This window comes from Romboutsia sp. BSD2780061687b_171204_C1 (assembly GCF_015560225.1).
Taxonomy (GTDB): domain Bacteria; phylum Bacillota; class Clostridia; order Peptostreptococcales; family Peptostreptococcaceae; genus Romboutsia_C; species Romboutsia_C hominis.
In genome coordinates, this window is sequence record NZ_JADMRK010000005.1 from 131,163 (window position 1) to 146,247 (window position 15,085).

Consider the following 15,085-nt stretch of genomic DNA (forward strand, 5'->3'; position numbering starts at 1 on the left):
TAATACCCAAGTGTTTTTATGCTAAAACAAAAAAATTTTAAAATAAAAAAATAGTATATATGTCCAAATAATGAATATCTATCTTATATAGGGGAGGGATATTATGTTATTTATTATTATACTATTTATTTTAGGTTTTATATTAATAACAAAAGGAGCAGATATATTTATAAACTATACAGTAATAATAGGGAAGAAGACTAATATATCGGAATTGGTACTTGGTGCTACGATAGTAAGTTTTGCAACAACTCTTCCAGAGTTAACAGTGTCAACAGTAGCATCTTTACAAGGGCATACAACAATGAGCCTAGGGAATGCAGTAGGTTCTATTATTTGTAATACAGGCTTAGTACTTGGGTTAGTAGCATTTATAAGTCCATTTAAAGTAGATAAAAATATGTTTTTTTCAAAATCAATAATTCTTTTAATATCAGTATTTTTAACAATATTGCTTAGTATAGATGGAAATATTAATAGAATAGATGCATTATTGCTTCTTTTAATGCTTTTAGTATATATGTATACAAATTATAAAAGTGTAGAAAAAGATAGTAAAACAGACTTAAGCAAAAATTATAATAGAGGAAGTATAAATATAAAGGAAACATTGAAAATAGCTGTCTTTTTTATACTTGGATTAGTAATGATGGTTTTAGGCTCAAAATTATTAGTAGATAATGGGATAAAAATAGCAGAAATTATAGGCATACCACAAGGAATAATAAGTCTTACTGTAATAGCACTAGGTACGTCACTGCCTGAATTAGTATCATCAATAACTGCTATAAGGAAAAAGCATCATGCTATATCAGTGGGAAATGTATTAGGTGCTAACATATTAAATATAGTATCTGTAATAGGAATATCAGCAATACCAAATGATATACCAATTTTGGCACAAACAGCAAAAATAGATTTTCCTTTTATGATAGCTCTACTTTTGATTTTAATAATACCAACTATTAAAAAACATAAATTACATAGATGGCAGGGAATGCTAATGCTTTCAACATATCTTTTATATATGGCTACACTATATTATATATATATCGTTGCTTAATGGTATAAAACAAGTTGTATTATCTTGAATATTATAGATGAGTAAGGGATAAAATACTAATTGCATATTATTCGAATTAAATATATAATAGATAAGTTAATATAATTAGATAACGGAAAGGAAATAATATATGAACACAATAAAATTCGAAGACTTACCAATAAGTGATGATATAAAAAAAGCTATATCGGACATGGGGTTTGAAGAGCCATCTCCAATACAAGCTCAATCTATACCTGTTGTATTATCAGGTAAAGATGTTATAGGTCAAGCACAAACAGGTACGGGAAAAACAGCAGCATTCAGTATACCAATACTAGAAACTATAAATCCAGAGGACAAAAGTTTACAAGCGGTGGTACTTTGTCCTACTAGAGAACTTGCAATACAAGTTTCTAAAGAAATAAGAAAAATATCTAAATACATGCACGGAATAAAAACTTTACCTATATATGGTGGGCAACCAATAGATAGACAAATAAAGTCTTTAAAAGGGGGAGTTCAAATAGTAATAGGAACTCCAGGTCGTGTTATAGACCATATAAACCGTAAAACATTAAAAATGGATAATGTTAAGATGGTTGTATTAGATGAAGCGGATGAGATGTTAGATATGGGGTTCAGAGAAGATATAGAAACTATAATAAGTAGAACTCCAGAAGATAGACAAACAGTATTCTTCTCAGCTACTATGCCAAAAGGGATATTAGAGTTAACAAAGGCATACCAAAAAAATCCAGAGCACATAAAAGTTGTTAGAAAAGAACTTACAGTGCCTAATATAAAGCAATATTATATAGAAACAAGATCTGCAAATAAATTAGAAGTATTATGTAGATTAATAGATGTTTATAATCCAAAATTATCAGTAGTATTCTGTAATACTAAGAGAGGTTCAGATGAATTAGTTAGTGAATTACAAGCTAGAGGATATTTTGCAGATGCATTACACGGGGATTTAAAGCAAACTCAAAGAGATATAGTTATGGATAAGTTTAGAGGGGGAACTATAGACATACTAGTAGCGACAGATGTTGCAGCTAGAGGAATAGACGTTGATGATGTTGAAGCGGTATTTAACTATGATCTTCCTCAAGATGAAGAATACTATGTTCATAGAATAGGTAGAACTGGTAGAGCTGGTAGAGAAGGTATATCTTTCAGCTTTGTATTTGGAAAAGAAATGAGAAAGATGAAAGATATAGAACGATATACTAAGACTAAGTTAATTAAGCATGGTATACCTTCAATAGCTGATGTTGAAGAAAAGAAAGTAAGTGCATTCTTCAAAGAAGTTAAATCAACTATGGAACAAGGTAAATTAACTAAACAAATGCAATGGTTAGAAACATTCTGTCAAGAAGAAGATTACTCTACAGTTGACGTAGCTGCTGCACTTTTAAAATTAGCTTTAGGTGAAGAACTTAAAGAAGAAATAGTAGAAGAAAAACCAAGACAACGTAGAGAAGCGCGTTCTAAAGGTGGATCAACTGGGGCTCAAGAAGGTATGGCTAGATTATTTATAAATGTAGGTAGAAACCAAAGAGTTCAAGCTAAAGATATATTAGGCGCAATAGCTGGAGAAGTTGGGATACCAGGAAAACTTATAGGAACTATAGATATATATGACAAATATACTTTCGTTGAAGTACCTAAGCAAAATGCTAAAAAAGTATTAGAAAAGATGAAAGATATAAAAATAAAAGGTAACAAGATAAACATAGAAAAAGCAAACAACAAAAGAAGATAGATAAAAAGCATAGCAAAAGCTATGCTTTTTTATATGCAAAAATTTTCTATTAATTATTACTTTATATAAAGATAAATAAATTAATAGAAAAAAATGTATATTAATAAAAAATATGTAAATAATAAATATGTGGATTGCCAACATTTAACATCATTAATTATATAATTTATGTCTGATGTTGATTAAGACATAATAAAACAAAAGTAGTTAAATTTTGTTGAAGGATAAAAAGTAAATATAATAGAATTGATTAAGAGTTAATATACTCAATAATCAGGGGGGATACAAATGATAAACTACTACTTAGAACAAAAAACTCTAACAATAGAGTTTGTATTTACAGAACTAGACCACCATATAACAAATGAGGTTAGAGATGAAATAGATAATATATTACTATCTAAGCCTATAAAAAACATAATATTTGATTTTAGAAATATTAAATTTATGGATTCATCAGGGATAGGTGTAATTATAGGTAGATACAAAAAAATATCAGCTGAAGGTGGAAAAGTATCTATAATAAATGCAAATGAAAGAGTTGAGAAAGTATTTAATTTATCTGGAATGAATAAAATTATAGACATAAACAATACAGATGAAGTAGTAAGTTCTATATAAGGGGGAATACAAAATGAAGAACATTATGGAAGTTAAATTTTCTGCTAAATCTGAGAATGAAAGTTTTGCTAGAGTTATAGTAGCTTCATTTGCTGCGAAATTAGATCCGACTATAGATGAACTAGCAGATATAAAAACTGCAGTATCAGAAGCTGTAACCAATTCAATAATTCATGGATATGATGAAAATGAAGAAGAATTCGTATATTTAAGATGTGAAATAGAAGGAAATACTATAAAAATAGTAGTAGAAGATAGAGGTAATGGTATAGAAGATGTTCAAATGGCTATGCAACCACTTTACACATCAAAGCCAGAGCTTGAAAGATCAGGAATGGGATTTACTGTAATGGAGAGTTTTATGGATGATGTATGGGTAAGTTCAATAAAGGGTGAAGGGACTAAAATTGTAATGACTAAAAAAATAAACTTACCACAATAAAGTCCAAAAGAATAGAGGTTTTATTATGGGGATAATTGCAATAAAAGAAGAAAAGAGAGTATTGCTTAGTCATGAAGAAACATTAAAATTAATAGATAAAGCACAAAATGGAGATGAGGAAGCTAAGGAAATACTAATAACTAACAATCTAGGATTAGTTAGAAGTGTTGTAACTAAATTTTTAAATATAGGTTATGATAGAGATGATTTATTTCAATTAGGGTCAATAGGTTTAATAAAGGCTATATATAAGTTTGATCCTAAGTTTAATGTAAAGTTTTCTACATATGCTGTACCAATGATATTAGGAGAAATAAAAAGATATCTAAGAGATGACGGAATGGTAAAAGTATCTAGGTCTTTAAAGCAAATAGCTATAAAAGCTAAAACACAAAGTGAAATACTTAGCAAGAAACTAGGAAGAGAACCAAGTATAGAAGAAATAGCTAATGTATTAGAAGTGGAAAAAGAAGACTTAGTTATGGCAATGGAATCTAATTTTTCTGTAGAGTATTTACATGGAGTTATACATGAAGAAGAAGGAAATCCAATTTGCTTAATAGATAAGATTAGCTTAAAGGGAGAGTGTGAAGAAGAGAAAGTAATAGATAATCTTCTTTTAAAAGAAGTTTTAGGCAAATTAGAAAAAAGAGAAAGACAGATAATAATGCTTAGATATTTTGAAGATAAAACTCAAAGTGAAATTGGGGATATGTTAAATATATCTCAAGTACAAGTTTCTAGAATAGAGAAAAAAGTATTAGCTAAATTAAAATCATATATTAGTTAATAAAAATAAAAAGCACCCAATAGACAAATATTTGTTTAGTGGGTGCTTTTTATTTGAAATAAATTATAGGTAAAAACAACCTAGGTTAAAATTTATATAAATGTTGCTTAAGTTTTAATATATTAGAATATTTTATTAGCTTAAACAAATAATAAAGTAAGAAGGAGGTATTATATATGGATGATATTTACTTAATACCTAAGAGTATAAAACCTTTTAACATATCAAAAAAAGAGATTTATTTAGGTGAAATATATACTATCTATCCAGAGGCTTATGAAGCGAAAATAAAAGATATATGCTTAAGAAGCTACGACAATAATACATCTAAATATGATGTAATACATTTAGGTGAAGTTATAGAAGAAGTAAATAATAGGTTTCCAAAATTAAGGTTAAATTTTTTGAAACCTGAAGATATAATAATCTTCTTTGACAGCTACAAAAAAGATAGAACTAAATACATAAGAGTTTTCATAGTAGCAGTAGTAGTACTTATGGGTTCTATAATGGGAATAATGAACTTTCATGCAGATGTAAATATGGCTCATTCGCAATTTATGATGGTAAATGCAATCACAAAAGATGCAAAGTCTTATATGCCATATTTTCAAATACCATACTCAATTGGTATAGGAATTGGCGTAGCATTATTTTTTAATAAATTCATACCAAATTATTCTAGAGGAGAGCCTAGTCCTTTAGATTTAAAGATGGTTTCATTAAATAAAGAAATAGAAAATCAACTAAGAAAAAAACAGTGAGGTATTTTGTGAAATTATTTTTAATAATATTTGGAATATCATCAGGAGTAGTTGTTGGGTCAGGAGTAGTTTCTTTACTAATACTTGTAGGTATAATACCTAGAATGGCACAAATAAGTAAGACAAAAGAATTTATAGGGGCATATGAAAGTCTACTGGTTATAGGAACTTTATTTGGAAGCTTAATTTCAATTCAAGGCATGAATATACGCATAGGTAAAATGGGTGCTTTAGTAGCAGGGCTTGCTTATGGAGTATTCGTAGGTTTTTTAAGTTCGGGCCTAACAGAGATATTAGATTATATACCTGTAGTTGCAAGAAGATTAAAAATACCTGCTTTGTATTTAAAATATATAATTATAGCAATGCTTGTGGGAAAAGTAATTGGATCTTTAATAGGATGGTCTATAATTCAAGGAGGTTAATTTATGGATAAAAATTACAAAAAGTATGTTGAAGAAAAAAGCCCAAAACCAACATACGCGAAAAACTATATATTAGCATTTATAGTTGGTGGAATAATATGCGTAATAGGACAAGGTATAAATGATTTTTATATGAATTTTGTAGGGCTTGGTAAACTAGATGCAGCAGGCGCTACATCAATAACTTTGATATTTATAGGAGCTTTATTAACAGGTCTTGGTGTGTATGACCTTATAGGAAAAAGGACAGGTGCAGGTTCAGCTATACCTATAACAGGATTTGCAAATTCTATAGTATCACCTGCTATGGAGTTTAAAAGAGAAGGTTATGTACTTGGAGTAGGAGCAAACTTATTTAAAATTGCAGGTCCAGTATTAGTATATGGAATAGGCTCATCTATTCTATGTGGATTTATATACTATATTTTCAATCTTATAAAATAAGGAGACTAAAATATGAAAAGTAAAAGAATTGGAAATAGAACAGTAAAACTAGAAAATAAGCCAACTATTATATCAGCTAGTTCAGTTGTTGGTCCCAAAGAAGGAGAAGGACCATTAAGAGAATATTTTGATATTATACTTGAGGATGACTTATGTGGTCAAAAATCATGGGAATTAGCAGAAAGTGATATGGTAAAAACTGCTATGAAAAAAACATGTGAAAAAGCTAATAAAAAATTAGAAGATATAAATTATATGATAGGTGGAGATTTGCTCAATCAAATATTTCCTGCATCTTTTGCTGCTAGGGACTTATCTATACCATTTATAGGAATATATGGAGCATGTTCTACTATGGCAGAAGGTATGTGTATAAGCTCTATGCTTATAGACGGAGGATTTGCAGACTTGATACTATCTGGAACATCTAGTCATTTTTGTGCAGCAGAGAGACAATTTAGGTTTCCTCTAGAATTTGGTAATCAAAAACCTATGACAGCTCAATGGACCGTTACTGGTGCAGGTAGTGTATTAATATCTCCAAAAGGGCAAGGGCCTAAGGTTACCCATGTAACTATTGGAAAAGTAATAGATAAGGGTATAGATGATGGTAATAATATGGGAGCAGCTATGGCTCCTGCAGCAGTAGATACTATATACTCATATTTTAATGATACAAAAGATGACCCAAATAGCTTTGATGTAATAGCTACAGGAGATTTGGGAAAACTAGGTAAAGAAATAACAGAAGAATTATTAGCTCAAAGGGGACTTGATATATCAAAAGTATATATGGATTGTGGAATAGAAATGTTTAATATGGAAAAACAAGATGTACACTGTGGAGGTAGTGGATGTGGATGTTCAGCTACTGTTTTCTGTGGATATATTTACAAAAAACTTAAAAATAAAGAATTCAATAAAGTAATGCTAGTATCAACAGGGGCTTTATTATCACCAACTAGTACTTTACAAAAACAAACAATACCCTGTGTAGCTCATGCAGTAATTATTGAAAATAAGGAGTGATTAAATATGCTTATGGATTATGTAAGGGCATTTATAGTAGGAGGAATAATTTGTCTTATTGGTCAGATTCTTCTTGATTACTTTAAAGTACAAATGCCCTATATAATGGTATCTTATGTTACTAGCGGAGTAATTTTAACATTTTTAGGGATATATGAACCTATAGTTAAGTTTGGAGGATCAGGAGCGACAGTACCTATAATAGGATTTGGATATTCATTAGCAAATGGCGTAAAAAAAGCAATAGAGACTGATGGGTTTATGGGAATATTCACAGGAGGTACAATTGCAACTGCAGGAGGAATAGCAGGAGCTATATTTTTTGGATATATGATGGCACTTATTTTTACACCAAAAGCTAAACCTTAAAATTAATAAATGTATATAAGTTAATAATTTAAGTTATATAAAATATTATAATATAAGGCATAAATAAAAAAAGACTATCTCAAAATAGAGAATAGTCTTTTTTATATATATTAAACTATTGTCCAGTTGGATTACTAGCTGGATTAGTAGCTCCACCGCTATTATCGGCAGGAGGAGTAGTATTTCCACCACCATTACTAGGAGGAGGAGTTGCAGTTCCGCCGCCATTATTAGGAGGAGGAGTTGTAGTATTTCCGCCACCATTATCGGCAGGAGGAGTAGTATTTCCGCCACCATTATCAGCAGGAGGAGTAGTATTTCCACCGCCATTATCAGTAGGAGGAGTAGTATTTCCACCGCCATTATCAGCAGGAGGAGTAGTATTATTATCTACAGTACCTTCATTATTTTGGCTTTCAGGAGGTGTAGTAGATTCTTCATGTTTTGGCTTTACAGCATTGGCTCTAGAAGTATATTTAGTTGGAGATGTTCCATCTATAAATGCTGCTTTAACACCAGATGAAGATCTTCCACCATCTATTAAGTTAATTTTAGCAAAGTATACTTTATCAGGAACTTTGAAATCAACTTTCTTTAAGTTTTCATGAATTTGTCTCATAACTATAGACCAAAGTTTTGCTGCTGAACCACTTCCACCTTCAACACTTTCACGAGGTATAAATTCTCCTGTAGTAGGATTTTTTCTACCTGCATCATCACCTATATAAGTTGCACCAACGTAGTATGGAGTGTAACCAACAAACCAAGCATCTAAAGCTTTATTAGTTGTTCCTGTTTTACCAGCAACAGGCATTCCACCAGGTATAGCAGCTTTACCACCGATACCTTCAGTTATAACTGCCTTTAGCATATCAGTAATTACGTAAGCAACATCAGGATCAACAACTTTGTGTTGTTCAGGAGTATTTTTAACTATTAATTGTCCATCATAACTTGTTATAGTTGTAAATATAGTTGGCTCTATATAAACACCGCCATTAGCTAAAGTTCCATAAGCAGAAGCCATTTCAAGAGGTGATATACCATGAGTCATACCTCCAAGTGTTAATGCTGGGAATCTTCTATCATTACTTTCTGCATTTGCAGTATTACTATCAACTAAAGTTGTTATACCAAAATTCTTTAAGTAATCCATCATTATATCAACACAGTCTTTATAAGAATCACCTAAAAGTTCGGCAGTTCTTATAGCTATAGTATTTGATGAGTAAGCTAAAGCTTTACGTAAACTCATGATATCTTTACCAGGAGTAGTCGTATTTGGATTCCACTTATTATTTTCCTTAAATTTATAAGGTGTAAGATTTGCAGTAGTATCACTTAATGCAGTAGCTTGAGTTAATTTAAGTGTATCTATAGCAGGTGTATAAACTGATAATGGCTTTATAGTTGAACCTGGTTGTTGAGGAGTAGTAGCTCTATTTAGAGTTTTTCTTCCTGTTATATGTCTACCACCAACTAAAGCTTTTATTTCACCAGTTTTGTAATCTAATATAACCATAGATGATTGAGGTTGAGTCATTCCATTGCTATGACGGCTACCAGGGAAGTTATTATCATTATCATATTCTTTTTCTAATATTTTTTGCATTTTAGGGTCTATAGTAGTGTGTATCTTTAAACCACCATTATAGAACATATTATATGCTTCGTCTTTAGTATTACCTTGTGCTACTAAAGCATCTATAACTTTATATTCTATTAAATCCTCAACTGAAGAAGAAACACTTTCTTTAGGCTTAGGTAGTTTTATATTTATTTCCTCAGCCACAGCCTCATTGTATTCTGATTGTGTTATAGCTCCAGTTTGTAGCATTTTACCTAAAACAATATTACGTCTTTCTTTAGCCTTAGGATTAGGTACAGCTTTTCTAACAACCATAGTACCAGCTTTTAATTGCTTGTAAGTATCATCGTTAGGAATAAGTCCCCAAGAATTTAACTTTTCAACCATATCTAATTCCATTGGAGTAGGATCATCAAGAGTATCATCAGGAGTATTTATGAAAAATAGTAATCTATTTGCAACATCATCCTTAGTTTCATTACCTTCCAGCTTAGCAGTAATATAAGCTGAATATCTTGACGGGTTTTGAGTAGAACCTGCAAGTAATGCTGACTCACCAAGAGTAAGTTGCGATGCTTTTTTATCAAAATATCCTCTAGCACCAGCCTCAGCACCAGCTAGACCCTTACCAACGAAGAAGTTATTTAAGTAAAGTTCTAATATCTCATCTTTACTTAAGACTTTACTCATTTCATGAGCATAGTATATATCCTTTATTTTACGAGGAAGGCTTTGTTCAGTAGATGTTAGTAACATTTTTGATACCTGCATAGGTATTGTACTACCACCTTGCTTATCTCCAGTAAGAGTTTTTACTACAGATCTTAGCAATCCTCTTATATCTACTCCACCATGTTCATAAAAACGCTCATCTTCTATAGCTACTATTGCCTTAGGAAGATATTTACCCATATCTTTTAGAGGTACAGGTTGCTTTTTATTTACACTAGGGGCATTAGAAAGTAGATCATTATTAGCATAGTATATACGCGTTGTTTGATAAGTCTTTTCTTCTAAAAGAGCTTTTGATATTGGCTCAGCGTTTCTTAATGAAGCAAAGACTACACCAGTTCCAACGGCTACTCCAGCAACTAATAAAACTAAACAAACTACCAAAATAGACCTGAGAGTCTTAAACTTATCTTTTTTCTTTTTTGGTTTAGTTTTTTTATTTGAGCTACTAGTAGATGAACCACGAGAAGTAGATGAACTACGAGTGGTAGATGAATTACGAGTAGCTGTTGAAGAAGAAGAACTTGCTTTCTTTCTTCTTATTTTATTTCTATTTTCATTATTATCATTATTCATTAAGTTAACCTCCTTACTTAATGCAATATTATACCATATATATATGAAATTTTCTAATTACAGAATAAAATAGTCATAATTTATATATACTAAAAATCTGCAAAATACTTCCAAAACAAACATGTTATTAATTATATAATTTAAAAAATTATTATAACTTTAATAATAATTATTTTTATCTAATAATATAAAAAATATGTGATACTTTGTTTGCATAAAATATTATGGGGGTGATATTTTGAATAAAAATAGATATGATTTAAAAAATAGCTTTATTAAAAAACCACTAATAATATTTTTAATTATATCTATATTATCTATATTAATAGGAAGCTTTATATATGTAGATAAAAATTTAAGACCAACAATAACAGTTCTTGCAGAAACAAAAGCGATAGAACTGGCAAACAGATCTATAAATAAAGCTGTTGGAGACATTGTAAAAGATAAGATTAATTATTCAGATTTAATGAATACAAATATGGATTCTCAGGGAAAAATAACTATGATTCAAGCCAACACTATAATGATGAATCAAATAGCTTCAGATGTTGCTTTAGAAATTCAAGAAGAATTAAAAAAGGTAAAATCAACAACTGCATACATACCTATAGGAACAGCTCTTAAAAGTCCCATACTTGCTAAATACGGTCCTCAAATTAAGGTATCTATTGAACCAATAGGAACAGTATCAGTAGATTTTGAAACTAAGTTTGAATCATCTGGTATAAATCAAACTAGACATACAATATATCTTCAAGTTAAGACACAAGTAAGAGTAGTAATACCACTTACAACATCAACTAAAGAAGTTAAAGCTAAAGTACCTATATGTGAAACTATAATAGTAGGAGATGTACCAAATAGCTTTATTAATTTACCAGAAAAAGGTTTACTAAATGTATCTCCTTAAATATAAAGATAAGCCAGGATTAACCTGACTTATCTTTACATTAATTTTCATTCATCCACTTTATATAAACTGCATATCCAAGAGCAGGATTGTTTTCAATAGCATGTGATACAGCTCCGATAATTTTATCACCCTGAACAATAGGAGCTCCACTCATACCTTGAACAATACCACCTGTAAGAGCTAATAAATCTTTATCTACTACTTTTATTTTAAAAGTTTTAGCTTTAGGAGAATGTTGAAGTTGTATATCAACTATTTGTATATCAAATGCATCTTTTGTATAAGAACCAGTTTGTAAGATTATTTGAGCTTTTCCTAGTTTAACCTCATCCAAAGAAGCAACTTTATAAGGTTTTAACAAAGAATCTTTAAATGTAGCTATTTCACCTTTTATACCAAAATCTGAGTTATGGGTAAACTCACCAATAACATCTTTTCTTACAGCATTAATGCAACCAACATGACCTCTACATGACTTGTCGATAGTTAAATCTTTTGTAGTATATATATTACCATTTTTGATAGGAACTTTTCTTGCTAAACCAATACTTATAGGATGGCCGACAGCTCCAAATCTATTTGTTTTAGGATTTATATAAGTTAGTGTAGCAAATCCACTTATATAGTTGTTACAATTTACCTTTTCTAATTCATTTTTAGTAGTTTTAAATGAAAAAGTATTTTCGCCTCTTTTTACAAGAACAACTACATCATCTTTAGTAGATAAATTAGATAATAAATCTGTAAAATCTTTGTAACTATTAACCTGAGTTCCATTAACTTTTAAAATTGAATCTCCCACACAAAATGAAGAACCTTCAATAAAATTTTTAACAACTAAATTTTCTAATTCAGCATCTATCTGGATTAGATTTCCCATAGGAATTAGGTAATCTTCATCTTTTTGGATAGAATGTGAATAAATTAAATTAGTTGAGAGAAAATATAATAAAAATGATACAAATAAGATAAATTTTAACTTTAATAAACTTTTATTTTTTAAATCTAAAAATTTATACATAAAACACCTTCTTTCTGTCTATACTTGATTGATTTTGGTGCCTTAATAATATATTGCACACTAATTTTCTTTTAATCCTTGTAAAATAGAAGCAATATAGTTTTAGATTACATAAATAAATAATTAATCAATAACCTAGAAAAAAATACTTTTTAAAATATAAATACATAATCAAATATCAAAATAAAAATAAAAAGTATTCATTTATAGTTCATAATATAGGGTATTTTAAAAATAAAATAAAAAATAATTACAGTTAAAGTATTTACATAAAAAATATTCACAAAAAAATAAAAACACTTATACAAAAATTGTTAAGTGTTTTTTCTTTTTACTTTTTTATAAACTTTCCTTTTATAAGATTTATTTCTAATTTTTTTAGTAGGTATATTAGTTATAGCAACATCTGGAATAGGAGATGGAACTGGTTCTGAGTCATCTTCTGAAAAGCATGCTTCAACTGATGAAATTAAAGCAAGTTCATCAGACAATACTGCAAAAAAAGAAGCTAAGATACTCAAATCTTGAGTATCAAACTCCTCTGCAAGGGCAATGGATATAGTTGAAGCTAACACTATATAATCAACATAACCAAATTTACATAGTCTAGGCTTATTTTTATCATTACACTTATCATTCATTTTTATAACCACCTCCTATAAAAGGTCATATAAATATATATGAGTTCAATAAAAAAATAAAACCATAATATAAAAGTATAAAAAATTTCAAAAAGTAAAATATGTAATATTTAACTAAAAATGAATATAAGAGTACATTTAATGTAAAAATATATAAAGATATTAGTTTTAATATAAATTGAAATTTAGGAAGGTGTATGTAGTTGAAAAAATATAGAATATTAGTATTATCCATAATGACCATAGCAATTATAATAATATTTACTTCAAACCCAATGAGCAATTTAAATAAAGGGACAGGTTTAATAGGTAACATCATAAAACAAAATGAACAATCTAATGATGAAAAAGAAGCAAAAGATAATAAAGTTAATGACAATAGTACAAAAGAAAAGAATAAAGCTGATCAAAAAGAAATATTAATATGCATAGATCCAGGACACCAAGAAAAAGGAGATAGAAGGCCAGAACAGGTAGCTCCTGGTTCGGGTCAAACAAAGGCAAGAGTGTCATCTGGTGCGACGGGTGTTTCAACAAAAAAACCAGAATACATATTAAATTTAGAAGCATCCATGGTTTTAAAGCATATATTAGAGGGTAAAGGATACAATATAGTGATGACTAGAGAATCTCATAATGTTAATATAAGCAATGCAGAAAGAGCTCAGTTAGCAAATGATAAAAATGCCAAAATGGTAATTAGAATTCATGCAGATAGTATAAGTAATCCATCAAAAACAGGAGCGTCGATTTTAATACCAGCTAAGGATGGTAAATATACAACTTCAATATACGAAGAAAGTAGTAAGTGTGCAAATTTAGTACAGGAAAAGATGAAAAATGATGGTATAAATATAAATGGTATATTTGAAAGAAATGATTTGACAGGATTTAATTGGTCTAAGGTACCAGTAATTTTAATAGAAATGGGATTCTTAAGTAATCATAGTGAAGATCAGATGATGTCAAATCCAGAATATCAAAGAAAGCTTATGCAAAGTGTAGCTGACGGGGTGGAAGAGTATTTTTTGACTAATTAGATTAGGTGAGGACAATGAAAAAAAAAATAGAAGGTGTTTATGCCAAAGCACTAACAAATACTTTTAAGTTTGTAAATCCAATAAAAAAAAGTATAATAAAAACAACTTGTGAAGTACATTTATTTATAAATGAAAATTCACTAGAAATATTAAAAAAAGAAGGAAGTTATGAAATATATAATTTTTTTAAGGAATATGTAAATGATATAGAAAGAGGTCTTGTATGGGCAGATCAAGACTTTAAATCATACCACCATTTTTATAATCCAAAAGAAGGTAAAGGTAAGTATGGGTATGAAGATAATGCTCTAACAGTAGCTATAGGATATTACGATAAAGCAAAGAAATATTTTAAGGCAGGTAATTACACAAGAAGTATGTTTTTCTTTGGAGCAGCGTGTCATATAATACAAGATTTGACAATACCACAACATGCTAAAGGAAGGCTTTTAGATAATCATAGACAGTTTGAAGTGTATGTAAAAAATAACTATAAGAAAATAAAGCGATTTAAAGCACATGAAGAGCCTATTTTATTAAATAGTATAAAAGAATATGCTGATTATAATTCAATGTATGCCTTAAATGTTGACTATATGTATAAAAATGTCACTGACTTAAATACAAAATTTTATTTGATAGCAGTAAAAAGTATAAATATAGCTCAACGAACTACTGCAGGATGTATGGTAATGTTTTTTGAAGATGTAATGCATTTAAACTAATTAAAGAAGAGAATGTTCTAGTATGAATTTTCATAAAAGAGCATTCTTTTTTTATAGATGCTAAAGGTTTGCTATTTACTTGATTTAACTTTAAAAAGAATATATTATATTATAGAATGTAAAGATAAAATAACAAAAGAGGTGTGAAA

General features: G+C 29.3%; 16 protein-coding genes. 13 read left to right on the forward strand and 3 right to left on the reverse strand.

What is annotated here, in order from left to right; genetic code table 11:
- Positions 1-103: 103 nt before the first annotated feature.
- The 10 genes from I2H23_RS10960 to spoVAE all read left to right on the forward strand — a co-directional run bounded on the left by I2H23_RS10960 (position 104) and on the right by spoVAE (position 7,697).
- A complete protein-coding gene (locus tag I2H23_RS10960; protein WP_092923647.1) occupies positions 104-1,063 on the forward strand; it encodes a calcium/sodium antiporter in 960 nt (319 codons plus the stop codon).
- A 130-nt stretch (positions 1,064-1,193) separates the two neighbouring features.
- Positions 1,194-2,813, forward strand: a complete 1,620-nt coding sequence (locus tag I2H23_RS10965) for a DEAD/DEAH box helicase (RefSeq protein ID WP_092923650.1) — start codon at positions 1,194-1,196, stop codon at positions 2,811-2,813.
- A gap of 288 nt (positions 2,814-3,101) precedes the next feature.
- Positions 3,102-3,434, forward strand: coding sequence for an anti-sigma F factor antagonist (gene spoIIAA, locus I2H23_RS10970; RefSeq protein ID WP_092923653.1), 333 nt, complete (start codon positions 3,102-3,104; stop codon positions 3,432-3,434).
- A gap of 13 nt (positions 3,435-3,447) precedes the next feature.
- Positions 3,448-3,876 (forward strand): anti-sigma F factor, encoded by a 429-nt coding sequence (spoIIAB, locus tag I2H23_RS10975; RefSeq protein ID WP_092923656.1) that lies wholly within the window; start codon positions 3,448-3,450, stop codon positions 3,874-3,876.
- A gap of 25 nt (positions 3,877-3,901) precedes the next feature.
- Positions 3,902-4,666: an RNA polymerase sporulation sigma factor SigF gene (sigF, locus tag I2H23_RS10980; protein WP_092923659.1), complete on the forward strand. Its 765-nt coding sequence runs from the start codon at positions 3,902-3,904 to the stop codon at positions 4,664-4,666.
- 176 nt (positions 4,667-4,842) lie between these two features.
- A complete protein-coding gene (locus I2H23_RS10985) occupies positions 4,843-5,430 on the forward strand; it encodes a stage V sporulation protein AA (protein WP_092923662.1) in 588 nt (195 codons plus the stop codon).
- A gap of 8 nt (positions 5,431-5,438) precedes the next feature.
- Entirely contained in the window at positions 5,439-5,855 is a 417-nt protein-coding gene (locus I2H23_RS10990; protein WP_092923665.1) for a stage V sporulation protein AB, read from the forward strand.
- 3 nt (positions 5,856-5,858) lie between these two features.
- The gene (gene spoVAC / locus I2H23_RS10995) at positions 5,859-6,299 is read left to right on the forward strand and encodes a stage V sporulation protein AC (protein ID WP_195581629.1); all 441 of its coding nucleotides are present in this window, start codon (positions 5,859-5,861) and stop codon (positions 6,297-6,299) included.
- Between the two features lie 12 nt (positions 6,300-6,311).
- Positions 6,312-7,328 (forward strand): stage V sporulation protein AD, encoded by a 1,017-nt coding sequence (gene spoVAD / locus I2H23_RS11000; protein WP_092923672.1) that lies wholly within the window; start codon positions 6,312-6,314, stop codon positions 7,326-7,328.
- A 6-nt stretch (positions 7,329-7,334) separates the two neighbouring features.
- Positions 7,335-7,697, forward strand: a complete 363-nt coding sequence (spoVAE, locus tag I2H23_RS11005) for a stage V sporulation protein AE (RefSeq protein ID WP_166505999.1) — start codon at positions 7,335-7,337, stop codon at positions 7,695-7,697.
- 115 nt (positions 7,698-7,812) lie between these two features.
- On the opposite strand, the gene I2H23_RS11010 is transcribed toward spoVAE, so the two are convergent.
- Complete coding sequence (locus tag I2H23_RS11010; protein ID WP_195581630.1) at positions 7,813-10,593, reverse strand: transglycosylase domain-containing protein; 2,781 nt, start codon at positions 10,591-10,593, stop codon at positions 7,813-7,815.
- Between the two features lie 238 nt (positions 10,594-10,831).
- Between I2H23_RS11010 and yunB the strand changes: the two genes are divergently transcribed.
- Positions 10,832-11,506 (forward strand): sporulation protein YunB, encoded by a 675-nt coding sequence (gene yunB / locus I2H23_RS11015; RefSeq protein WP_207741720.1) that lies wholly within the window; start codon positions 10,832-10,834, stop codon positions 11,504-11,506.
- 40 nt (positions 11,507-11,546) lie between these two features.
- Here yunB and I2H23_RS11020 read toward each other — a convergent pair whose 3' ends face one another.
- Both I2H23_RS11020 and I2H23_RS11025 read right to left on the reverse strand, forming a co-directional pair.
- The gene (locus I2H23_RS11020) at positions 11,547-12,530 is read right to left on the reverse strand and encodes a SpoIVB peptidase S55 domain-containing protein (RefSeq protein WP_195581631.1); all 984 of its coding nucleotides are present in this window, start codon (positions 12,528-12,530) and stop codon (positions 11,547-11,549) included.
- Between the two features lie 314 nt (positions 12,531-12,844).
- Complete coding sequence (locus I2H23_RS11025; RefSeq protein ID WP_092923687.1) at positions 12,845-13,171, reverse strand: hypothetical protein; 327 nt, start codon at positions 13,169-13,171, stop codon at positions 12,845-12,847.
- A gap of 203 nt (positions 13,172-13,374) precedes the next feature.
- Here I2H23_RS11025 and I2H23_RS11030 point away from each other — a divergent pair, with 203 nt between their 5' ends.
- Together I2H23_RS11030 and I2H23_RS11035 are read left to right on the forward strand one after the other, a co-directional pair.
- Positions 13,375-14,211, forward strand: coding sequence for an N-acetylmuramoyl-L-alanine amidase (locus I2H23_RS11030; RefSeq protein ID WP_092923690.1), 837 nt, complete (start codon positions 13,375-13,377; stop codon positions 14,209-14,211).
- A 14-nt stretch (positions 14,212-14,225) separates the two neighbouring features.
- Positions 14,226-14,936 carry a zinc dependent phospholipase C family protein gene (locus I2H23_RS11035; RefSeq protein WP_166505996.1) on the forward strand — a complete coding sequence of 237 codons (711 nt, stop codon included), beginning with the start codon at positions 14,226-14,228 and terminating at the stop codon, positions 14,934-14,936.
- Positions 14,937-15,085: the final 149 nt, after the last annotated feature.

What these genes read in the sequence shown, in the direction of transcription:
- sigF (WP_092923659.1), top strand. Translation starts at nt 3,902, where the DNA reads ATGGGGATAATTGCAATAAAAGAAGAAAAGAGAGTATTGCTTAGTCAT.
- I2H23_RS11020 (WP_195581631.1), bottom strand. Translation starts at nt 12,530, where the DNA reads ATGTATAAATTTTTAGATTTAAAAAATAAAAGTTTATTAAAGTTAAAA.
- spoIIAA (WP_092923653.1), top strand. Translation starts at nt 3,102, where the DNA reads ATGATAAACTACTACTTAGAACAAAAAACTCTAACAATAGAGTTTGTA.
- spoVAE (WP_166505999.1), top strand. Translation starts at nt 7,335, where the DNA reads ATGCTTATGGATTATGTAAGGGCATTTATAGTAGGAGGAATAATTTGT.
- spoVAD (WP_092923672.1), top strand. Translation starts at nt 6,312, where the DNA reads ATGAAAAGTAAAAGAATTGGAAATAGAACAGTAAAACTAGAAAATAAG.
- spoVAC (WP_195581629.1), top strand. Translation starts at nt 5,859, where the DNA reads ATGGATAAAAATTACAAAAAGTATGTTGAAGAAAAAAGCCCAAAACCA.
- I2H23_RS11010 (WP_195581630.1), bottom strand. Translation starts at nt 10,593, where the DNA reads ATGAATAATGATAATAATGAAAATAGAAATAAAATAAGAAGAAAGAAA.
- spoIIAB (WP_092923656.1), top strand. Translation starts at nt 3,448, where the DNA reads ATGAAGAACATTATGGAAGTTAAATTTTCTGCTAAATCTGAGAATGAA.
- I2H23_RS10965 (WP_092923650.1), top strand. Translation starts at nt 1,194, where the DNA reads ATGAACACAATAAAATTCGAAGACTTACCAATAAGTGATGATATAAAA.
- I2H23_RS11025 (WP_092923687.1), bottom strand. Translation starts at nt 13,171, where the DNA reads ATGAATGATAAGTGTAATGATAAAAATAAGCCTAGACTATGTAAATTT.
- I2H23_RS10985 (WP_092923662.1), top strand. Translation starts at nt 4,843, where the DNA reads ATGGATGATATTTACTTAATACCTAAGAGTATAAAACCTTTTAACATA.
- I2H23_RS11035 (WP_166505996.1), top strand. Translation starts at nt 14,226, where the DNA reads ATGAAAAAAAAAATAGAAGGTGTTTATGCCAAAGCACTAACAAATACT.
- I2H23_RS10960 (WP_092923647.1), top strand. Translation starts at nt 104, where the DNA reads ATGTTATTTATTATTATACTATTTATTTTAGGTTTTATATTAATAACA.